Source organism: Flavobacterium sp. GNP008 (assembly GCF_056428965.1).
In genome coordinates, this window is record NZ_JBWJVL010000001.1 from 420,918 (window position 1) to 442,875 (window position 21,958).

Below are 21,958 nucleotides of genomic sequence, written 5' to 3' on the forward strand. Positions count from 1 at the left end.
ATATCGCAACAAATGAAAGATTTATTAAAGAAATTCGAAAATAAAGAACCTGAAATAGTTTTCCATTGGAAAGATGCAGAAACAGAAGCTGAAGGATGGACAGTCATCAATTCGCTACGCGGTGGTGCTGCCGGTGGTGGTACTCGCATGAGAAAAGGGTTAGATATGAATGAAGTTTTGTCGCTAGCAAAAACTATGGAAGTAAAATTTTCGGTTTCAGGGCCTGCCATTGGCGGTGCTAAATCTGGTATTAATTTTGACCCGAGTGATCCAAGAAAAAAAGGCGTTTTACAACGTTGGTATAAAGCCGTTTCTCCATTATTGAAAAGCTACTACGGAACTGGTGGTGATTTGAATGTGGATGAAATTCACGAAGTTATTCCTATGACGGAAGAATGTGGTGTATGGCACCCACAAGAAGGTGTTTTTAACGGTCATTTCAAACCTACCGAAGCGGATAAAATCAATAGAATTGGGCAATTACGCCAAGGTGTCGTTAAAGTGATCGAAAACCCAAGATTCTCTCCTGATGTTTCTAGAAAATATACTGTTGCTGACATGATAACCGGTTATGGTGTTGCCGAAGCCGTTCGCAATTATTACACGATTTATGGTGGTGATGTAAAAGGTAAGAAAGCCATTGTACAAGGTTTTGGGAATGTAGGTTCTGCTGCCGCATTTTACTTAGCCGAAATGGGTGCTAAAGTAATTGGTATTATCGACAGAGACGGAGGATTAATTAATGAAGAAGGATTCACTTTTGAAGAAATAAGAGCCTTGTTTCTTGCCAAAGACGGAAACAAACTGGTGGCCGAAAACATGATTCCTTTTGAAGAAATCAATCAAAAAATATGGACAATTGGCGCTGAAATATTCACTCCATGTGCCGCTTCTCGATTGGTAACTCAATCTCAAATTGACAGCTTGATTGCCAATGGTCTTGAAGTAATTTCTTGTGGTGCGAATGTACCTTTTGCTGATGCAGCAATCTTTTTTGGACCTATTATGGAAGATGTAGATCATAAAGTAAGTTTGATTCCTGACTTTATCTCTAATTGTGGGATGGCTCGTGTTTTTGCTTACTTTATGGAAAAGAAAGTGCAAATGACGGATGAAGCTATTTTCCAAGACACATCGGAAATTATTAAAAAAGCAATTGAAAAAGCACACGCTTTAAATCCAAGCAAAACAAATATCAGTGCCACTGCTTTTGAAATTGCACTGAAGCAGCTTACTTAAAATAAAATAGTATTCTTTCTATTTATCGGAACTGGGATTAAGCAGATTTTATAATCTGTTTAATCCCTTTTATCATTTCTGTTCTAGGTGCAGTATTCTTATTTATATTCCAGCAGTGGCTTTTTACTCTTAACAATTTTTAGTACTTTTCAACGTTTTTTAGTAATACACTTTTTAAAATTTAAAATACAAATGAGTTCCACCATTTCATCAGATCAAAAGAAATCCTTAGCACTATCCATTCTTTTGTACGCGACAATGTTGTTGATTTTATTTTTTATCCGATTTTGGCCACCTGCAAACATGGATGAACTTGCTGGAGGCGGAGGTGGCGGTGGCGTTACGGTTAATTTTGGCGACAGCGATCTAGGTTCTGGAGTTAATTACAAAAGCGAAGTTTTAGAGGTAAAAAACCAAACCAAACAAACTCCGTTAAAATCAACTCCAGACGAAGCTATTTTATCTCAAGAAAACAGTACTGAAGAAAGTGTTGTGATTCCGACAAAAGAAAAAACTAAAAAACCAATAGTGGTCATAAAAGAAGTAACGAAACCTGTGGTTGTAAAACCTAAAGTTTCTAATAATACCAATGATGCCTTATCCAGTATTCTAAGAGGTTCTAATAAAGGTGGCGATGGCGATGATAAAACCGCCGGAAATAAAGGAAAGACTAATGGAAGCTTGAGTTCTAGCGGTTATTATGGAACGGGAGGTTCCGGAGGCGGAACAGGTGGTGGAAATGGCACTGGAACCGGAATAGGTACTGGCAGTGGCTATGGTTCTGGAAGCGGTGGCGGAACAGGAAGCGGTTCGGGTGGTGGCATTGGATATTCGTTAGGAAACAGAAAAGCAGTTTCTAAACCCGCACCAAAATACACGTGTAATGAACAAGGTAAAGTTGTTGTTGAAGTATCGGTAGACAGAACAGGAAGAACTGTAAACGCCGTTGCTGGAGTTAAGGGAACAACTAATACTGCAAAATGCTTATTAGACCAAGCTCGAATTGCCGCTATGAACACGAGATGGGATGCCAGCAGCGATGCACCGGAAAAACAAGTTGGTAAAATTGTTTATAATTTCAATTTGAATTAAATTACACAATCCTAAATAAAAAATGCCTCGAACTATTCGAGGCATTTTTTTTATTTTAAAATCAAAATACAGAAAGCTTAACCTGTGCGATTGCTTCGTGAAAACCCGCAATTACATTTACTTTGGACTGGTAGCAATCACAAATTTCAGATTGTTTTTGACTCCTATTTGCAACACGTCAACTAAATCTTGTACTTGCAAATTGAATGGAATGCGAACAATAACTGTTTGATCCTTCTCCGTATTCATTTTTGACATCAAAGCTGTCTCTAGTTCTTCAAAGGAAACTACTTGCTTGTCAATATAGAACTTTTTATCCTCAGTAACAGATAAACTAATATATTGCTTGTTTGTTTTCTCATTGGATTTTGCTTTTGGCAATGTCATTTTGATCACATTAGGATTTGCCAACGTTGATATAATCAAGAAAAACAACAACAAGAAAAACATAATATCACTTAATGACGAAGTAGCCACCTCGGCATGAAATCTCCTTTTTCGTTTTATAGACATATTATGATCTTTGAATAATATTTACAAACTCTAATATTTGTTTTTGAATTTTTAAAGCAAAATTATCAATCTTACCGTTTAATAAATGATACCCGCTATAGGCAATAATACCAACGATTAATCCAGCGCCACTACTGATCATTTTCTCATACAATCCTCCAGAGATATTACCAATACTGATGTTTTCAGTTACCGAAATACTGTAAAATATTTTAATAACTCCAGAAATAGTTCCAATAAATCCTAGTGTAGGGGCAATTCCGGCAATAAGTCCCAAATGTCCTAAATGCTTTTCCATACCTCCTATTTCAATATCTGCTGCTCGATCCATATTGGATTCAATTTCAATAATAGGTCTCCCGATAACCAGAATTCCTTCTTTTACTATATTTCCTGAAGCTGTATTGTTTCTTTCTGCGATAGATCGCGCCAAATCAAGATTCCCTGAATTTAGATTATCGCGTACATCACGCATCAAAAGAGTATCAATTTTCGATGCTTTACTGATATACAAATACCGCTCAATAATCAGATAAAAGGTATAAAATAATAGTATCCCAATCGGAATTAACCACACACCACCTTTTAAAAGAAATCCTAAAGTGGATATTTCGGTATTTGGAGCAATTTTTTCAATAACTACGTTTGAAGCAGCGTTGGCAATGGTGTCGGCCTGTAATTGTATAAAACTAAACATATAATATTATTGTATTTTAATCATTAATTCTAAAAATTATTTCAATTTTGCACTAAAGATACTTTTCGATGTACTATTAAACTAAAAAAAACGAAAAATATTTTAAACAACCCTATTTTATTACTAAAATGAACTATCAGCAAACCATAAATTGGATGTTTAATCAGCTACCGATGTACCAACTTCAGGGCGCTTCAGCCTATAAAAAAGATTTAACCAACGCGCATTTATTATTAGCTCATCTTGAAAATCCACAAGATAAAATAAAATGCATTCATGTTGCGGGAACTAATGGAAAAGGATCTACATCACATATGTTAGCATCCATACTTCATGAAGCCGGTTATAAAGTGGGATTGTACACTTCCCCACATTTAAAAGATTTTCGGGAACGTATGAAAATTAACGGAAAGGAAATTTCTGAAAAATTTGTCATTGATTTCATCAAGGACCACCAGAACTTTTTTGAATCAAACGATATGAGTTTTTTCGAAATGACCGTGGGGCTAGCTTTCGATTATTTCTACAAAGAAAAAGTAGATATTGCCATTATAGAAGTGGGAATGGGCGGAAGATTGGACGCCACCAATATTATTACGCCATTAGTTTCGGTAATTACCAATATAGGATTGGATCATATACAATTTTTGGGCAACACACTAGAAGCTATCGCTTTTGAAAAAGCGGGTATCATAAAACCCAATATCCCTGTAATAATTGGAGAATACACCACTAAGACCAAGCCTGTTTTTATGGCCAAAGCCAAAGAATGCAGTTCGGAAATCTATTTTGCTTCCGATTTAATTTCAGAAAACCATCCCTCAGATTTGATTGGGGATTATCAGATGCACAACAAGAAAACAGTTTTACAGACTATTGCTGTTTTAAATAACCAAAATAAATTTAAAATTACTCCAGAAAATATAAAATCAGGATTCGTACGAGTTGTAATAAATACTGGCCTTCAAGGCAGATGGCAACAGATAAATGAATTTCCTAAAGTTATTTGCGACACCGCACACAACAAAAACGGGCTGGAAATTGTTTTACAACAAATACAAAAAGAAGATTTTGACGCTTTACATATTGTCTTAGGAGTAGTAAACGACAAAGATTTAAATGAAATCTTACCTTTATTCCCTAAAAATGCCAAATATTATTTTTGCAAACCAAATATTCCTCGCGGATTGGATGTGCAAATTCTAAAACAAAAAGCAGCCTCTTTTGAACTAAAAGGGGAAGTATACAATTCTGTTTCAGAAGCTTATAAAAGAGCAATTGAAAACGCTGGGAAATCTGATTTTATATACATTGGCGGAAGCACCTTTGTAGTAGCAGAAATTTTATAATTTTTTTGATTTTTACTTGCAAATCTAGAAAAGTGATGTATATTTGCACACGCAATAACGGAAACGAAAGTGACCAAATTGTATAGGGCGATTAGCTCAGCTGGTTCAGAGCACCTCGTTTACACCGAGGGGGTCGGGGGTTCGAACCCCTCATCGCCCACAGATAACTCCATTAGAAATAATGGAGTTTTTTTATGCTTTAGATTTTCAATAATTTGAAATTTAATCCAACGCTTTGTAATCTATCTCTAAAAAATCTTCTACGTTTCTCAACCATATATTTTGCACAAAGGCAACATGATCTGGATGATTATTATAATATTGGTATCCTTCTTCGTTTTTAAATTCCATTGAAATTCCGTATTCAAATTTATTTTTGATACTAACCTGTTTAAGTATTTCAAATTTTTCAACGCCATTGATTGCCGTTAATTTTGTTATTGCATAAAAAAATTGTTGCTTTTCAAGTTCATTCATTCCTTCATTAAATCTAAAAACGACCGAATGACGTATCGTATTATTGCTATTTCCATTTAAAACAACACCAGGCTTCATTACTTTATCATTATTCATACTAAAGAGATTTATGATGTATTATTTGAGATTACCAACCTTGCGTCAATCCGTTCTTAACCACTTTTTCGTATTTATCTTTATCGAAACTATATAAATTTGGAGCTTTGTGAGCTACATTACTTTTCTTCTCGTCCAACTTTGTCAAGATTCCGATTGCCATTATCTTACGCAGAAAATTTCTACGGTCGAGTTTTCTACCTAATATCGTTTCATATAATTTTTGCAATTCCGGAATAGTAAATTTTTCGGGAAGTAAATTATACCCTACCGGCATTAAATTTAACTCCATACGAAGAGTTTCCAATGCTGTCTCTAGAATTTGTCTGTGGTCCAAAATCAATTCCGGTACCGCATTATGGTCAATCCACTCCACAATTTCATTTATGCCTTCAGGCTGTGGAACGGTTTGTAAAAAATCGACTAAGGCATAATAACCAACCGTTACAAAACGACTAGCATACCATTTTCCTTCGTCTAAAGGTATTCCATAAAAATCCAGAACAGCATTGCTAACAGCCACACTACACCTTCTAGCTGCTCCAAATGTAGAAAACTGCCTCAGAAAAATACCTTTCAGTCCTGTTCTACCATGTAAAACAGTAACCGCAGCCTCATCAATATCTTCATTTACAGGTACAAACCCGCCAGGCAAAGCCCATTTATCACTGTACCTTGTTTTTATTAATAATACCTTCAGCTGATTATCATGAAATCCGAAAATCACACAATCTATTGATAAACCCGGTTGATATTCTTCCTTGTTATCTAAAATGGTTTTTAACATGTGATCTATTCTAGTAATTAAGTTATATTATTTAAAGACGCAATTTAGCTCATTTTTTTAAAGAAAATAAAGAAATGCCTATTTTTGAAAGTTTCCTATTATTTACTTTTGGTTTAAACAAAAAATGTTTACTCCAAGAAACAAATTCATTCAACAAGAAAACATATTCGCACACAAAATAGTTAAAAATAACTTACAAAAAAAGATGCGTTTTATACTAAATACATTTAGTTAGACAACTAACACAGAAAGAAAAACACCTCTACGTTCTGTTGAAACAACATATTATATAAAGCTAGTGCTAGTGTTAAAACAAGGCTTTTTACCTTTAAAACAAACTATAGCTATTGAATCTACGAAAGCTTTAAAAACTATCCTAACAAGGGAATCATTATTTAAGAAACTTAAAATTAATAAACATCATACGAGTCACTTGTTGATAACTTTACTGGTGCCAATAAATTATTTTGTTATTAGGAGGGAAATTCACAGACGGAAATCTAGATACCATTTTGAAATCTAACAACCATAGCGAAAAGTGCACTAGGGAATAGGTGTAGCGTCAATACTTTTTTATTTTAAAACTCTATCGAGAGTATTATTAGAAATACTACCGATTGAGTTTCTTTCATTTTACCAACTCGAAAGTCGTTTTTAAACGAATATCTGCTGAGGATGATCCAATCATTAAATCAAAATCTCCCGGCTCAGAAATCCATTCCAATGCCGCATTGTAAAAAGATAATTTTTCTTTGTCAATGATAAATTTGACTGTTTTTGTTTCACCCACATTTAGTTTTATCTTTTGAAAATCTTTCAGTTCAATAATTGGTCTGACTACAGAACCCACTTTGTCTCTCAAATACAACTGAACTACTTCTTCACCTGCTACTTTTCCTGAATTTTTCACGTTTAATGAAACCTCGATTTCTTCTATATTTTTAATTTTATTTTTAGATAACTTCAAATCTGAATATTCGAAAGTAGTATAACTTAACCCGTATCCAAAAGAAAATCTAGGACTGTTTTTTAAATCCGTATACGCTGAAACGTAATTAAATGCCGTTTCATTTGAAGCTGGCCTTCCTGTATTAAAATGATTGTAATAAATAGGAATTTGCCCTTCTTCCCTTGGAAAAGACATTGGCAATTTCCCCGAAGGATTGTAATCGCCAAACAAAACATCAGCAATAGCATTTCCTGCTTCACTTCCTAACCACCATGTGTAAGCAATTGCTGGGATATTATCCGCAGTCCAATTAAAAATAAGCGGTCTTCCTGCGTTAATCAAAACTACGACCGGCTTTCCTGTTGCCTGAATCGCTTTTACCAATTCTTCCTGAACTCCAGGCAAATGAATATTGCTGCGACTTTTAGCTTCGCCACTCATATCAGCTCTTTCCCCAATACTCAAAATCACAACATCGGCTTGATTGGCAACAGCAATAGCTTCGGCAAAACCATCTTTGTTATCGCCTTCAATTTCACACCCTTTGGCGTAAAGCAATTTGGTGGAACTACCTACTTTATTTACCACACCTTCCCATTGGGAAACAACTTGTTTATCATAATCCAATTCTGGTAATTCTACTGCCCAAAAACCCATATTTTGCTTGTGTTCTTTAACCAAAGGCCCAATAAAAGCGATTGCTTTTATGTTTTTAGAAAGGGGCAAAATGTTTTTCTCATTTTTCAATAACACGATACTTTTTGCGGCAATATTTCTTGCTGCTTTTCTGTGCTCCGGATTGTTCAATGCAGCTTGCTCTCTCTCCGGATTCGAGTATTTATAGGGATTATCAAAAAGTCCTAATTCAAATTTCTTGCGTAAAATTCTTTTTACGGCATCATCAATCAAAGCGATTGGTACTTTATTCTCTCTAACCAATTCCGCTAAATGGTATCGATACGCATTACTTTCCATGTCCATATCACTTCCAGCAATTATGGCTTGTAACGCTGCTTCTTTATTGTCTTTTGAATATCCGTGATTAACCATTTCTCCAATCGAACCCCAATCCGACACTACAAAACCCTGAAAGTCCCATTTCCCTTTAAGAATGTCTCTTTGGAGGTATTTATTTCCAGTTGCAGGAATTCCGTTAATATCATTAAATGAATTCATAAAAGTGGCCGCTCCAGCATCTAGCGCTGCTTTAAAAGGAGGTAAATACGTTTCCCAAAGCATTCTTTCGCTCATATCAACCGAGTTGTAGTCTCTCCCGCCAACAGCAGCTCCATAAGCAGCAAAATGTTTCACACAAGCCATAACCGAATTGACATCTCCCAAATTCCCTTGAAAACCTTTGACTCTGGCGTAGGCGATTCTTGAACCTAAATAAGTATCTTCTCCAGCGCCTTCCATCACGCGTCCCCAACGAGGATCACGGGCAATATCAACCATAGGCGCAAATGTCCAATGAATTCCACTTGCAGATGCCTCTACAGCAGCAATTCTTGCCGAAAATTCCATCGCTTCTAAATCCCAGCTTGCTGCTTCTGCCAAAGGAAGTGGAAAAGTAGTTTTGTACCCATGTACAACATCCTGACCAAATAACAATGGAATTTTCAATCGAGACTGCATCGCTAATTCTTGATATTGACGCGTATATTTAGTTCCTAAAACATTCAACATCGAACCAATTAAACCTGTTTTAATTTCGGCTTCCTTATTCGGATTTATGGTTATAGGCCCAGTCGCTTGATTATTTCCTGTATATTGATTGAGCTGTCCTATTTTCTCTTCGAGTGTCATTTGCTTTAGCAAAGCATTCACTTTTTGGTCAATTGTTTTTTGTTGGGAAAACCCAAGAAAACACGCCAATAAAAAAACTGTAGTTACTATTTTTTTCATTTCAAATTTCGTTGTTGTTTCAGTAGCTATTTAAAATAGTATGAAACGGATTTTTAAGTTTCGAGCTCCTTTTTTATTTTTCTTGTTTTAAAATCATATTTTATAATGTCCCGATTTTCCAATTATTCATTCCAACTGAGGATAGAATTTTTTTGTTTGGGAAATTTTTCAGTTTTCATCTTCTAAATACAGTTTTCCGTCTGAAGCCTCATGTACATAAAGCTCCGCAACATCAAAAACAGTTTTGGTCTTTACGTCAACGGTGTATCGTAACCATTAATCATCCTCAATAAAGGTAACCTGAAATCCAGTTGTTATTGTATCATTACAAGACTGAATATTAACTCCGTCAGTCCGCCTTTGTTCCACTTGACAAACATAGCACATTCACAATCAGCGGTATCTTTATCCAAATAAGTATCTCTGTTTTGTACTAAATCATATTCAGTTGCGAATACTTTCCCGGGCAAAGAATAGTTTTTGTATTTCATAGCAACGGTAGCTTGAACTTGTCTGAACATCACATCATATCTGATGGTCAGGTTTTCATTTTGAAGTTTTCAGTAAAATCCATAATTCTTTTTTGGAAAATCTTCAGTAGGCTTAGCGTTTTCGTTATTCCAATATTGCAACAATTGATCGTATTACTAGTGTTTTAGCACCAATTAAATCCGGAACTTCTTTTTTATTACATGCAAAAAAATGTCACAGTAACCAGTCGTTGGTATTTATCGTACACCATCCCTCGGACCAATCCTTAACCTAAAAACACTATTTCAGGTATTTAAATATAATTTCTTGTTCATTTCTATGTAAGTATCCTTCTCAAAACGAAGCAAATTAAAACCAAACAAAGGCTACTAAAACTACTTTTTTTATCAATAAGTTTTAAAAACAAGGCTGATTATACGTTAATACACTAATGTTTGAATCCCGTGAGCCGGAATTTCAACAACCGTTTTCTCAGTAGCGATAATTAAATTATAAGTGACTTTTTTATCGCTTTGATTCATTACCACAGTAATCATTTTTCCATCTTTATTCAGGAATGACGTACTCAACAAAGTACTTCTGCTTACTGCTGTACTGACTCTTTTTGCATCTGGTCGAATGAATTTTGAGAAATGCCCGATGTAATAATACGACGGAGTATAAATTAGTTCCCCAGAGTTCGTATCCGTATGAATGGGAGCGAAACAAAAATTCCCTACATGATTTGGACCTCCGTTTTGGTCTAAAAGAATGTTCCAATCCGTCCAACCAACCGTTCCATTATTAAAATCATTAATCATAGCAATTCCGTATCGTTCCCCATTTGCCCAAAATTGGTATTTTTTAGCATCAAATCGTTCTATACATCCTTCAGTAAACAATAAGTTTTTAGAGGGGTAAGCTTCTTGAACTTTTCGAACATTATCAAACATTGGCGTTCCTCCTGTCCAAGTTTCGTACCAATGAAATCCCATTCCCCAAGCGTATTTTGAAGCTTCCGAATCTGAGAAAATAACATTCGCTCTCTGGTTCATCATATCACGATTGTGATCCCAAACCACAATTTTTTTATCTCCTAAACCTTCCTTTTTCATTGTGGGACCAAGGAAATTTTTTAAAAAATCTCTTTCTGCTTCCGCAGAATACACACAGGATTCCCAAGTTTGCGTTGCAATAGGTTCGTTTTGAATAGTCAATCCCCAAATCGGCATTCCCTCTTTTTCATACGCTTTAATAAACTTCGTATAATAATTTGCCCATGACTGGTAAAATTCCGGAAGTAATGTTCCTCCTTTTAGCATACTATTATTGCTTTTCATGAAAGCGGGAGGACTCCATGGGGAAACATAGAGTAACAATTTCCCACCTGCCGTTTTGATGGCTTCTCTAAGCATAGGAATACGGAATTGTCTGTCGTGCTCAATATTGAACGTTTTTAAATCTTTATCTCCATCTTTAACATAGGTATAGCTCCCACTACTAAAATCAGAACTATGGATGGTAGTTCTTAGTAATGAATTACCAATTCCTTTTTCTTTATCATAGTACGCATTTAGAAATTCCTGTTGTTTCTCTTTGCTCAATTTTGCAAAAACCTCCGCACTGGCAACTGTAATTGCCCCACCAATTCCCATGAAATTTTGAAATGTTTTTTTAGGCTCTACAAAAACTGATACTTCATACTCTAAAGGTTGTTTTGCAATACCGAAGCCCAATTGATCCGTTTGAGTTAATCTTAATTTGGTATTTTCTGCAGTGGTATAAACGGTAACTATTTTCCCTTTTGTTGAAAAAGACAGTTGTTCAGTTTTGTTTTTTTGTTGTGAAAAAGTCAAAAAGCTTAGTGATAAAAGGGCTATTGATGTAATTTTTTTCATGAAGTAATTTTTTTAATTATTAACATATCTGTTTATACCAAACTTGCTTCCATTGAAGTTGTAATCTAACTTTTATTCTGTTTAATATTCAAATTTCTACTAAGTTAGTAGAAATTTGAACAGAACCTACAAGAACAATTTTAAATGTATAGTCAACGATGCAATAACCTATACCTTAAGAAACCATCAACGCCTTTAAGTGACAATAAAAGCTAGATCGATTTTGAGAGATATTAAAACATTCATTCTAATTTTTTTAAAAGACTAAAAGAGAAATAACTTGCTATCGCTACAAAGAAGTGGATGTGTATACATATTTATCGATTAATCTGTAAACAAAATAGAGTTCAGAAATTATAAATATTTCTAGTGGCGGCATAGAATCAGAACGATACTGAGTAATAAAAAAGAAAACTTTATCTAATTCTAATGAATATTTGATTCAAAAAAATACCGTCAACATAAATCGTGACGGCATTTTTAAAGAAACTAATTTTTCGAATATTTACTGAATAAGATCCAAAGTTCGTTCTAATGCCATTCCTCTGGAGCCTTTTATTAAAATAGTAGTATTCACAAAATCATCCGCTGACACATCACTAGAAAAAGCTTCAAAGGATTCATAAAACCAAAAATTAATTTTATCAAATCTATTGGCATAAAAAGCAGAGCCAACAAAATAGCACTTCAGGTTCTCTTCCTTTTCCAGCATCGCTATTATTGACTTATGCTCTTCTTGGCTTTCCTGCCCCAACTCAAACATATCCCCCAATATTAAAATTTTATTAGGATTATCTAATTGCAGAAAATTCTCTATTGCTACTGCCATACTACTTGGATTTGCATTATACGCATCCAGAATAATTTGAGTTGTGCCTTTTGATACTAATTGTGACCTGTTATTTTCAGGAATATAACTTTCAAGTGCCTCTTTTATTGCGTTATCAGAAACTCCAAAATACTTACCTATTGCTAGAGCAGCGCTGATATTATTGGCATTATACAATCCTATCAAATGAGATTTTATTATAAGAGCATTGTACCCAATTTCTACAAATGGATTCGCTTTAACAGCAGTAATATTGACATCCGCGTTTAATTTATTGACCCCAAAGGTGTAAGCTTCTAAACTTTTGGTTTTTTCCAGCTGAATTGTATCGTCCAAGTTAACAAAAGCTAGTTTATCTTGTTTCATAAGATAATTATACATCTCACTTTTACCTTCAATAACTCCATCAATACCACCAAAACCTTCTAAATGTGCTTTACCAAAATTGGTTATATATCCATAATCTGGCTGTGCTAATTCACATAGAAAATCAATTTCTTTTTTATGATTTGCCCCCATTTCTACTATTCCTATTTCAGTTTCAGCATCAAAAGAAAGTAAGGTTAATGGAACTCCAATATGATTATTTAAATTACCAACAGTTGCTTTTGTTTTAAATTTTTTCGAAAGGACAACTTGAATAAGTTCTTTTGTTGTTGTTTTCCCGTTGCTCCCTGTAAGTGCAATAATGGGTATTTTTAAATACTCCCGATGAAAGTTAGCCAGTCTCTGAAGTGCTACTAAACTATTTTGAACTAATATTGTTCTTTGGTCAATAAAATAAGAAGCCTCATCAATTAGTACATAAGAAGCCCCTTTTTCTAATGCTTCCTTAGCAAAAGTATTAGCATTGTAATATTCTCCTTTTATAGCTACAAATAATGAATTTTGCTCGATTCTACGTGTATCTATTGAAATTGAGTTACATTGTAAAAACAAGCTATGAATGTAATTGATATCCATTTTGGAACGATTTAAAAAAATAAAAGCCCTAATCAAAGGGCTTTTATTTTTATTATATAATAAATTTAGTTTCTTGCTGACCTTTTCTTATCTGCTTTAGGACCTACCCTAGACATAGCACATCTAAAACCAATGTAGTCCGTGGCCATATCCTGTGGAAAATACCTTCTTTGTGCAGGATCTAACCAGTACGCTCTATCTCTCCAGGAACCACCCTTGTAAACTCTGGATTCATCATTAATCAATGTAGTTCTTTTACTAGATCTGTCGTATTTTCGAACCATCTTACCTAAACTGTCAGTTGTCACATTATGTTTTGGAGAATTGTACATTGTTTTATCTAATTTTGATTTCTCATCAGACTCTCCATCTCCGAAATTATAATATCTGGTAGATTGTTTGTCACCATCTCTGTAATTTACGTTATCGCTTTTGTCAAAATTCTGTCTCAAATAAGTCTCCTGTTCATCAACCGGAACTTGAGCAATCTGGCCTGGGAAATTTCTGGCTACTATTCTACCATTACTTAAAGTGTCGTATTTCATATTGTCTTTTGTAACAATTTCCACTTTACCGTCTTCTCCAATTTTATTTTTAGTGTATTGATTTCCTCTAAAATAATTAAAGTCATTCGCTTCATTATCAATAATAGGTCTGTAAACATCTTGTACCCATTCCGCTACATTTCCAGCCATGTCATACAATCCAAAGTCATTTGCAGGATATTTTTTAACTTCGTTGGTAATATCAGCCCCATCATCCGACCAACCGGCTATTCCACCGTAATCACCATTCCCTTGTTTAAAATTGGCTAATTGATCCCCTTTACTTTGTCTTTTTCCCGAACGCGTGTATCCACCGGACCACGGATATTTTTTCTGACCTTTATAAATATTATATTCTCTTTGGCCTACATCTGCAGCAGCTGCATATTCCCATTCTGCTTCAGTTGGCAACCTATATTCCGGAAGAAGAATTCCAGATGATCGTTGTGCATACACATTTTTTGGCTCAGTAACTGTTCCATTTTTTCCTGCTTTCGGAGTTTTTCTAGCTCCTTTTCCTCCTTTTAATACAATGTCTTCATTTCCACCATAAGTAGACGTTGGCGAGTTTAAGTACGTTTCAGTATCAAAATTGCTCTCCGCGGTTACATCAAGAGTTTTTGCATTCTTTTTTAGATACCCATTTTTTTCTAAAAGAGCTTCGTTTACACGTTGCGTTCTCCAATTACTAAACTCTACTGCTTGTATCCAGTTTACTCCAACTACCGGATAGTCCGCATACGAGGGATGCCTTAAGTAATTATTAGTCATTGTTTCATTATAACCTAATCTATTTCTCCAAACCAAAGTATCTGGAGAGGCTCCTTCATATATATTTTTATAATTCTCTTCTGTAGGTGGATAAACACTTTTCAGCCAATCTAAATAGTCTAAATACATAGAATTAGTAACCTCTGTTTCATCCATATAAAATGACTGTACGTGTTGTTGTGTTGGTGTATTATTCCAATCGTGCATAACATCATCCTGCACTTTACCCATCGTAAACGTACCGCCTTCTACAAAAACCAAACCTGGTCCTGCTTCTTGCTTTTTCTTGCTTGAGCCTTTTTTACTATCCATATTCCAACCTGTTGCTCTCGAAGTGTTCTTTGAACTGGATTTTTTACTGCAACTGGAGAAACCAACAATCAATATGATCGATAGTAACAACTGTAAGCCCATAATTCTGTTTGCTTTCATACTCTTTAGTGGGTAATAATTTTAGTGCCGCAATATAATAATTAACAATTAATCCGCATCTAAGATTTTTAATATTTTTACAAATCTAACTTTAACATTAAATTATCTAATCTAACGCAAATTTATAATATTTATTATTTACAATTACACGAAATGATTTATTTTTACGCATTAATAATAACCTCCTATTAATCACGTTAAAAAAACAATGAGAAAAATATTTTTGGCTTTTCTAGCCCTAATTCCCTTTCTTGCTTTGGCTCAAATTAAAGGTGCAGTCACTATCGAATGGTTAGAAAAAAAAGAAATGTCTTATGGGAATTCTAAAGTCATTATCCCTCAATTTACAGGAAATAGTTTTCATTATGAGGCTTCGAACCAAACATTAGTTTTTACTTTAAAAATAAAAGAGGCAGTCTCTTTTGACGAGGGAAAAATTCAAATCACAAATGTCATTTATGAGTCAATAAGCCTTTCTCAGCTTGGAAATCTAGCTCCTGAAAACATTCCTAAAACAGCAAATCAAACCCTTTTAATTACTAATTCAAGAAATATTAAAGAGGCTTTCATCAGCCTTTCCCCTCTGATAAAAGATGATTTTGGCTTCAAACGAATCAAATCGTTTTCTTATGAAATTGAAAGTAATAACGCTAGAGTTTCACAATTCAGTAAAACTTCTAACTCCATCACTAATTCTGTCTTAGCTACTGGGGATTGGTTTCAATTTTATATTGAAAAATCAGGAGTTTATAAAATTTCTAAAAGTTTTTTGCAACAATTAGGCCTTGATATTAATACCGTTGATCCTCGTAAAATAAAAATATACGGTAATGGTGGCAGAATGTTACCACTTTCAAATAACATTTACTACCCAAATGACGTGAGTGAAAACGCCATTCAGATTAATGGGGAAAGTGATGGTGTTTTCAATAATGAAGATTACATCCTGTTCTATGGTGAAGGAGTAGACACCTGGAATCAAGAAAGTAGAACGCACCTGAATTTGTATGATACAAAATCCTACTATTATATTAACGTACAAGGAGCAGATGGAAAAAGAATCGCTTCTTTGACACAACCTGCCGGAAACAGCACTGTGAATTTAAACTCCTTCGACGACTATCAATTCCACGAATTAGATCTTATAAATATTGCCCGTTTGGGCCGTCAATGGTTTGGAGAATCATTTGAGGTAAAAGAGGAGCAAGAATTTGATTTTATTTTTCCAAATTTCGACTCTTCAGTTCCTGTAAAAATAATGCTGACTGCTGCCTCGGCGGCTTTTACACCAACTTCATTTAACATCACCGCTAATGGAGGTTCCGCTGGGACTATTTCATTTCCAGCATTAAACAGCAATTCTGGAACCGAATTTATCGTTGGACTTTTACCAAATAACGCTTCTTTCGTTGGAGCAGAAAAAATCAAAATAAAATTAAAATACAATAACAATGGAGTTCCGGGTTCTAAAGGTTTTCTGGATCACATTAGACTTATTGCCAAAAGAAAGCTACAAGGCTATGGGAAACAATTTCGTTTCCAATATGACCAATCGGCTTCTAGTTTTGGAATTGTAAATTATGATATTTCAGAAGCAACGGGAATTTCTCAAATTTGGGACATTACCGACACCTATAACGTAAGCAACCTAGTAAATACGAATCAGAATACCTTTAAGTTTAAAGCTAGCTTGGGCGAACTCAGAAAATACATCGCATTAGACCCGTCCGATTATTACAGCCCTTTGAAAGATAATAAAGCAAAAATTCCAAATCAAAACCTAAAGGGCACAGTATTAAAAAACAGCCAAGGTCAATTTCAGGACATTGATTACGTAATTATTTCGCCCTCATTTCTGAACTCGCAAGCCGAAAAATTAGCTAATTTCCACCGCACCAACTCTAATTTAAAGGTAAAAGTAATTTCTTTAGAATCAATATATCAGGAATTTTCTTCCGGAAAACAAGATGTTGCAGCAATCCGAAATTGCATTAAGTACATCTATGAAAATGCTTCAACACCGGAGAAAAGAGTGAAATATATTAATCTTTTTGGCGATGCATCTTACGACTTTAAAAACAGAATTCTTAACAATACAAATGTAGTACCGATATACCACTCCCTAAATAGCAACACAACAGGCGAGAGTTCTTTTGCCTCCGATGATTTTTTTGGATTAATGGATCCTTCTGAAGGAAATATTATTTCCAATTTTGGAGGTATTGATATTGCAGTCGGAAGAATGCTATTGAATGACACCAAACAGGCTAGTGAAATGGTAAACAAAGTAATAGAATACCATGATTTAAAATCGTATGGTAACTGGAGAAACAATGTTGTTCTAATTTCTGATGATTCTGATGTACCATCAGATGCTAGTTTACAAAACAGACAAAATGGTCTTGCAGATATAATTTTTTCCAAAAAGCCTTTTTTGAATGTTAGCAAAATTCTATTAGACTCTTACACACAAGAAGCCTCTGCAGGCGGCTCCCGATATCCAAAAGCCCGCACTGATTTTTTTAATGCTTTTGAAAAAGGAGCTCTGGTGTTTAATTATTTAGGACACGGCGGTGAAGATGGTTTGTCAAGTGAACGGATTTGGGAAAAATCAGATGGCCAAAACTTAAGCAATCAATACAAGTATCCATTATTCATAACCATCACTTGTGAATTTTCCCGTTTTGATAATCCGTTAAGACCTACTGCAGGAGAATACACGTACTGGAATCCAAAGGGCGGAGCAATAGCTATGATCACCACCATACGCTCCATAGGTCAGTTTAGCGCCGAAAATTTTAATGATGTTTTTACTAAAAATCTATTATCCTATGGTTCTAACCAGTACACATCAATTGCAGAAGCATTAAGAATTTCGAAAAATAGCAATCCCAACTCAGCAACCAATGTCGTTTTTTACATTGGTGACCCTGCTTTAATGCTTGCTATAGCCAAACCAAAAATCAAATTAACAAAGGTAAATGACATTCCTGTAAACCAATCAATTGATGATCTCAAATCCTTATCAAAAATCAAGTTGACTGGAGAAATTACAGATGAAAATAACAATTTATTGACTAATTACTCCGGTGAAGTTTCAACAACTATTTTTGACAAGACGGTTTCCAGAACTACCTATAACAATGATGGGAACAGTCCCGCTGTTAACTTTACTGTTTTAGGAGAAACAATATTTAGAGGCAATGCATCGGTTACTAACGGCCAATTTGAATTTAGTTTTGTTATACCAAGAGACATTAGAATTCCATTGGCAAACGGACGAATTAGTTTTTATGCTAAAAAGAATGAGCAGTTACAAAATGAAACTGGATATGATTCTAATATAAAAATAGGAGGAATAAACGAAAATGCTGTTACAGACAATATTAGTCCAAGAGTGAAGTTATATATGAATGAAGAGAGTTTCGTTTCGGGAGGTACAACAAATGAATCTCCGTTTTTAGTTGCGTATCTAGAAGATGAGAATGGGATTAATACAGCAAGTGGAATAGGTCATGATCTTGTTGCTATTTTGGATGGAGACGTAAGTAATCCTTTTGTTCTAAATGATTATTACCAAACAAAACGAGATGATTTCACTAGCGGAACGCTTCGTTTTCCACTACGAAATTTAGCTGTCGGATTGCATACTATAACCTTCAAGGCTTGGGATGTGTATAACAATCCTATAACGACCGAGATTCAATTTATAGTAGTAGGTGATGAAACAATAACATTGACCCATGTGTTGAATTATCCAAATCCATTTGTCAACCACACAGCTTTCTGGTTTACACACAACAGACCTTATGAGCCACTGGAGGTTCAAGTGCAAGTAATGACAATAACTGGAAAAATTGTTTGGACAAAAAACCAGATTATCACCACCGAAGGATTCTTATCTAAAGAAATAACATGGGATGGCAAAGATGATTTTGGAGATCGAATAGGGAAAGGAGTTTATGTGTATAAACTCACTGTAAAATCAAGCTTAACGAACAAAAAATCTGAAAAATTTGAAAAACTTGTAATCCTTTAATTATATAGTATATTTGTCTAATAAATATTCGCATCCTAATGAGAAAAATAATACCGATAGTTACTTTTTTGCTGCTAGTCACTTCTGCAAAAGCCCAAAATAGAATTATTAACCCTGGCGTTCCTTTTCTGTTAGTAGCGGCTGATGCAAGAGCTGCAGGTATGGGTGACATGGGTATTGCAACCTCTGCTGATGCATTTTCTCAACAATGGAATCCTGCAAAATATGCTTTTGCTACTGACGCACAAGGATTTTCTATAAGCTACACGCCTTATCTTACTGATTTAGTAAATGACATATCCCTTGGCCAATTAACGTATTATCAAAAACTGAATGAGAGAAGTGCATTTGCTGGAAGTATCCGGTATTTTGGTTTAGGTGAAATTGAGCTTAGACAGGATGCGAATGATGAACCCAGAATAGTCTCTCCAAACGAGTTTGCTATTGACGGATCCTATTCGTTAAAACTAAGCGAAAAATTCTCGATGGCAATTGCTGGGCGTTTTATCAATTCCAATCTAAAAGTAGCAGCAGATAACAATGATGCCTCTGCTGCAAATTCTTTTGCAGTCGATGTTGCCGGTTTCTTCCAATCTGAAGAGCTCGCTTATAATGAATTTAACGGAAGATGGAGAGCTGGATTCAATATTCAAAATTTGGGCCCAAAAATCAGTTATGACAACGATGATTTCAACAATAATTTTTTACCCGCTAACTTAAAAATAGGAACTGGTTTTGACTTTATATTAGACGATTATAACAAGGTAGCCGTAAATGTTGAATTTAATAAACTTTTAGTTCCAACTCCGCAAAACCCAGATTTGAATGGCGATGGCACAGTGACGCCAGAAGAACGCAATCAAAACAATGACAATTACCGTTCTATTGGATGGACCTCTGGAGTTTTCAGATCATTTGGGGATGCTCCTGATGGATTTGGCGAAGAGATAAAAGAAGTAACCTACGCTGTAGGTGCTGAATATTTGTACCAAGATTCCTTTGCAATGCGTATGGGATACTTTCACGAAAGTCCTCTAAAAGGAGCCCGACAATTTTTCTCGCTTGGAGCAGGTTTCAAGTACAATGTAGTTAAAGTAGATGTGTCCTATTTATTCTCGGCATCAAAAGTAAAAAACCCTTTAGAAAACACGCTTCGTTTTTCACTTACCTTCAATTTTGGAGATAAATATGAAGAATATTAAACGTAAATAAAATCCACAAATAACAATCCAAATTTCAACGCCATGAAGTTTGGATTTTTTTTCCTTAATAAAGTATGAAAGAAATAACAATTACTACCCAATTCAAAGTATTCGATTCCATTCAAGATTTACCAAATGACATTCAGGATTTAATGACGCAAGCCGTTGACGTTCGGAAAAATGCTTATGCTCCCTATTCAAAATTCAGAGTTGGAGTTGCAATTGTTTTAGACAATGGCAAAATTGTAGTAGGTTCAAACCAAGAAAATGCCGCGTATCCTTCTGGACTTTGTGCGGAGCGTGTCGCTATTTTTTATGCTGGAGCAGTTTACCCGGAAGCCAAAATTTTAAAAATGGCTATTACGGCTGCTTCTGACTCGAATCAAACCACAACTCCCATTCCACCTTGTGGCTCTTGCAGACAATCAATTGCTGAATACGAAATCCGACAAGAAACCCCTATCGAAATCTATTTTATGGGAGAAATTGGTGTGATTTACAAATCAGAATCCCTGAAAAACTTACTTCCATTTATGTTCGATAAAAAATTCTTGTAAAAATTCCAAAAATCGCCTATTAAATTATAGTTCTTACTTGGAATGTCTTATTTTTGCATTTCGCAAATTTGTGGGAGGAAACTATTTTGCGTTATAGGTACAAATTGATAATACAATAACACTTTAGCAAAAGAAAAATTCAGATGAAAGAAGTTACAAAAGAAGTATATTTAAAGTGGTATGAAGACATGCTACTTTGGAGAAAGTTTGAGGACAAACTTGCTGCATTATACATCCAACAAAAAGTTAGAGGTTTTCTACATTTATACAATGGTCAAGAAGCAGTATTAGCAGGTGCATTGCACGCAATGGACTTGACAAAAGACAAAATGATTACGGCTTACAGAAATCACGTTCAGCCAATAGGCATGGGAGTTGATCCTAGACGCGTGATGGCAGAACTTTTAGGAAAAGTTACCGGAACTTCAAAAGGTATGGGTGGTTCCATGCACATATTTTCAAAAGAGCACCGTTTTTATGGGGGTCACGGAATTGTAGGAGGCCAGATTCCTGTAGGTGCAGGATTAGCTTTTGCAGACAAATATTTTGAAACTGGTGGTGTTACTATGACTTATTTTGGTGATGGTGCAGCACGTCAAGGATCCTTACACGAATCTTTTAACATGGCTATGTTATGGAAACTTCCTGTTGTATTCATAGTTGAAAACAATGGGTATGCAATGGGAACTTCTGTAGAACGAACAGCAAATCATACTGATATCTGGAAATTAGGTTTAGGATACGAAATGCCTTGCGGACCAGTTGACGGAATGAATCCTGTAAAAGTTGCTGAAGCAATGACTGAAGCAATTGACAGAGCCCGTCGTGGTGATGGACCAACATTCCTAGAAATGAAAACATACCGTTATAGAGGTCACTCTATGTCAGATGCACAATTATACCGTTCGAAAGAAGAAGTAGAAGAATACAAAAAAATTGATCCAATCACTCAAGTATTAGATGTGATTAAAGATCAAAAATACGCTACGGAAGAAGAAATCGAAGCTATCGATCAAAGAGTTAAAGATTTAGTAGAAGAATGTGTAACATTTGCTGAGGAATCTGAATACCCTCCTATTCAACAGCTATACGATGTAGTATACGAACAAGAGAACTATCCATTTTTACCTCATAAACTATAAATCAA

Annotated in this window: 16 protein-coding genes and 1 tRNA gene; 8 read left to right on the forward strand and 9 right to left on the reverse strand. The window is 35.0% G+C overall.

Annotated features, from left to right (window positions below; all coding sequences use genetic code 11):
- Positions 1 to 12 precede the first annotated feature (12 nt).
- Positions 13 to 1,239, forward strand: a complete 1,227-nt coding sequence (locus AC0608_RS02000; protein WP_417961192.1) for a Glu/Leu/Phe/Val dehydrogenase dimerization domain-containing protein — start codon at positions 13 to 15, stop codon at positions 1,237 to 1,239.
- Between the two features lie 192 nt (positions 1,240 to 1,431).
- On the forward strand, positions 1,432 to 2,331 hold the full coding sequence (locus tag AC0608_RS02005) for an energy transducer TonB (protein WP_417961194.1): 900 nt from the start codon (positions 1,432 to 1,434) through the stop codon (positions 2,329 to 2,331).
- 117 nt (positions 2,332 to 2,448) lie between these two features.
- Here the strand turns inward: AC0608_RS02005 and AC0608_RS02010 are convergent, their stop codons facing one another.
- Together AC0608_RS02010 and AC0608_RS02015 are read right to left on the reverse strand one after the other, a co-directional pair.
- Positions 2,449 to 2,844, reverse strand: a complete 396-nt coding sequence (locus AC0608_RS02010) for an ExbD/TolR family protein (RefSeq protein WP_417961196.1) — start codon at positions 2,842 to 2,844, stop codon at positions 2,449 to 2,451.
- 1 nt (position 2,845) lies between these two features.
- Complete coding sequence (locus AC0608_RS02015) at positions 2,846 to 3,541, reverse strand: MotA/TolQ/ExbB proton channel family protein (protein ID WP_417961198.1); 696 nt, start codon at positions 3,539 to 3,541, stop codon at positions 2,846 to 2,848.
- 128 nt (positions 3,542 to 3,669) lie between these two features.
- Between AC0608_RS02015 and AC0608_RS02020 the strand changes: the two genes are divergently transcribed.
- Entirely contained in the window at positions 3,670 to 4,890 is a 1,221-nt protein-coding gene (locus AC0608_RS02020; RefSeq protein ID WP_478287955.1) for a bifunctional folylpolyglutamate synthase/dihydrofolate synthase, read from the forward strand.
- Between the two features lie 85 nt (positions 4,891 to 4,975).
- Positions 4,976 to 5,050 (forward strand) — tRNA-Val (locus AC0608_RS02025).
- A gap of 62 nt (positions 5,051 to 5,112) precedes the next feature.
- Here the strand turns inward: AC0608_RS02025 and AC0608_RS02030 are convergent.
- From AC0608_RS02030 to gldJ, 7 genes are all read right to left on the reverse strand, one after another.
- Positions 5,113 to 5,463, reverse strand: a complete 351-nt coding sequence (locus AC0608_RS02030) for a Dabb family protein (protein ID WP_478287956.1) — start codon at positions 5,461 to 5,463, stop codon at positions 5,113 to 5,115.
- A 31-nt stretch (positions 5,464 to 5,494) separates the two neighbouring features.
- Positions 5,495 to 6,250 carry an NUDIX hydrolase gene (locus AC0608_RS02035; protein WP_417961202.1) on the reverse strand — a complete coding sequence of 252 codons (756 nt, stop codon included), beginning with the start codon at positions 6,248 to 6,250 and terminating at the stop codon, positions 5,495 to 5,497.
- A gap of 628 nt (positions 6,251 to 6,878) precedes the next feature.
- A complete protein-coding gene (locus AC0608_RS02040) occupies positions 6,879 to 9,104 on the reverse strand; it encodes a glycoside hydrolase family 3 N-terminal domain-containing protein (RefSeq protein WP_478287957.1) in 2,226 nt (741 codons plus the stop codon).
- Between the two features lie 314 nt (positions 9,105 to 9,418).
- On the reverse strand, positions 9,419 to 9,625 hold the full coding sequence (locus AC0608_RS02045; RefSeq protein WP_478287958.1) for a hypothetical protein: 207 nt from the start codon (positions 9,623 to 9,625) through the stop codon (positions 9,419 to 9,421).
- Positions 9,626 to 10,015: 390 nt separating this feature from the next.
- Positions 10,016 to 11,473 carry a glycoside hydrolase family 30 protein gene (locus tag AC0608_RS02050; RefSeq protein ID WP_478287959.1) on the reverse strand — a complete coding sequence of 486 codons (1,458 nt, stop codon included), beginning with the start codon at positions 11,471 to 11,473 and terminating at the stop codon, positions 10,016 to 10,018.
- Positions 11,474 to 11,978: 505 nt separating this feature from the next.
- Positions 11,979 to 13,265 carry a UDP-N-acetylmuramoyl-tripeptide--D-alanyl-D-alanine ligase gene (locus AC0608_RS02055; protein ID WP_478287960.1) on the reverse strand — a complete coding sequence of 429 codons (1,287 nt, stop codon included), beginning with the start codon at positions 13,263 to 13,265 and terminating at the stop codon, positions 11,979 to 11,981.
- Between the two features lie 65 nt (positions 13,266 to 13,330).
- Positions 13,331 to 15,013 carry a gliding motility lipoprotein GldJ gene (gldJ, locus tag AC0608_RS02060; RefSeq protein WP_478287961.1) on the reverse strand — a complete coding sequence of 561 codons (1,683 nt, stop codon included), beginning with the start codon at positions 15,011 to 15,013 and terminating at the stop codon, positions 13,331 to 13,333.
- Between the two features lie 208 nt (positions 15,014 to 15,221).
- On the opposite strand from gldJ, the gene porU reads away from it, so the two are divergent.
- The 4 genes from porU (at position 15,222) to pdhA (ending at position 21,953) form a co-directional block, all read left to right on the forward strand.
- Positions 15,222 to 19,052, forward strand: a complete 3,831-nt coding sequence (gene porU / locus AC0608_RS02065; RefSeq protein WP_478287962.1) for a type IX secretion system sortase PorU — start codon at positions 15,222 to 15,224, stop codon at positions 19,050 to 19,052.
- A 38-nt stretch (positions 19,053 to 19,090) separates the two neighbouring features.
- The gene (gene porV / locus AC0608_RS02070) at positions 19,091 to 20,254 is read left to right on the forward strand and encodes a type IX secretion system outer membrane channel protein PorV (RefSeq protein WP_478287963.1); all 1,164 of its coding nucleotides are present in this window, start codon (positions 19,091 to 19,093) and stop codon (positions 20,252 to 20,254) included.
- A gap of 74 nt (positions 20,255 to 20,328) precedes the next feature.
- The gene (gene cdd / locus AC0608_RS02075) at positions 20,329 to 20,811 is read left to right on the forward strand and encodes a cytidine deaminase (protein ID WP_417961216.1); all 483 of its coding nucleotides are present in this window, start codon (positions 20,329 to 20,331) and stop codon (positions 20,809 to 20,811) included.
- A 143-nt stretch (positions 20,812 to 20,954) separates the two neighbouring features.
- On the forward strand, positions 20,955 to 21,953 hold the full coding sequence (gene pdhA / locus AC0608_RS02080) for a pyruvate dehydrogenase (acetyl-transferring) E1 component subunit alpha (RefSeq protein ID WP_478287964.1): 999 nt from the start codon (positions 20,955 to 20,957) through the stop codon (positions 21,951 to 21,953).
- The last annotated feature ends 5 nt before the right edge of the window (positions 21,954 to 21,958 follow it).

What these genes read in the sequence shown, in the direction of transcription:
- AC0608_RS02005 (WP_417961194.1), top strand. Translation starts at nt 1,432, where the DNA reads ATGAGTTCCACCATTTCATCAGATCAAAAGAAATCCTTAGCACTATCC.
- AC0608_RS02035 (WP_417961202.1), bottom strand. Translation starts at nt 6,250, where the DNA reads ATGTTAAAAACCATTTTAGATAACAAGGAAGAATATCAACCGGGTTTA.
- porU (WP_478287962.1), top strand. Translation starts at nt 15,222, where the DNA reads ATGAGAAAAATATTTTTGGCTTTTCTAGCCCTAATTCCCTTTCTTGCT.
- AC0608_RS02055 (WP_478287960.1), bottom strand. Translation starts at nt 13,265, where the DNA reads ATGGATATCAATTACATTCATAGCTTGTTTTTACAATGTAACTCAATT.
- pdhA (WP_478287964.1), top strand. Translation starts at nt 20,955, where the DNA reads ATGAAAGAAGTTACAAAAGAAGTATATTTAAAGTGGTATGAAGACATG.
- porV (WP_478287963.1), top strand. Translation starts at nt 19,091, where the DNA reads ATGAGAAAAATAATACCGATAGTTACTTTTTTGCTGCTAGTCACTTCT.
- AC0608_RS02040 (WP_478287957.1), bottom strand. Translation starts at nt 9,104, where the DNA reads ATGAAAAAAATAGTAACTACAGTTTTTTTATTGGCGTGTTTTCTTGGG.
- AC0608_RS02020 (WP_478287955.1), top strand. Translation starts at nt 3,670, where the DNA reads ATGAACTATCAGCAAACCATAAATTGGATGTTTAATCAGCTACCGATG.
- AC0608_RS02010 (WP_417961196.1), bottom strand. Translation starts at nt 2,844, where the DNA reads ATGTCTATAAAACGAAAAAGGAGATTTCATGCCGAGGTGGCTACTTCG.
- cdd (WP_417961216.1), top strand. Translation starts at nt 20,329, where the DNA reads ATGAAAGAAATAACAATTACTACCCAATTCAAAGTATTCGATTCCATT.
- AC0608_RS02045 (WP_478287958.1), bottom strand. Translation starts at nt 9,625, where the DNA reads ATGTTCAGACAAGTTCAAGCTACCGTTGCTATGAAATACAAAAACTAT.
- gldJ (WP_478287961.1), bottom strand. Translation starts at nt 15,013, where the DNA reads ATGAAAGCAAACAGAATTATGGGCTTACAGTTGTTACTATCGATCATA.
- AC0608_RS02015 (WP_417961198.1), bottom strand. Translation starts at nt 3,541, where the DNA reads ATGTTTAGTTTTATACAATTACAGGCCGACACCATTGCCAACGCTGCT.
- AC0608_RS02000 (WP_417961192.1), top strand. Translation starts at nt 13, where the DNA reads ATGAAAGATTTATTAAAGAAATTCGAAAATAAAGAACCTGAAATAGTT.
- AC0608_RS02050 (WP_478287959.1), bottom strand. Translation starts at nt 11,473, where the DNA reads ATGAAAAAAATTACATCAATAGCCCTTTTATCACTAAGCTTTTTGACT.
- AC0608_RS02030 (WP_478287956.1), bottom strand. Translation starts at nt 5,463, where the DNA reads ATGAATAATGATAAAGTAATGAAGCCTGGTGTTGTTTTAAATGGAAAT.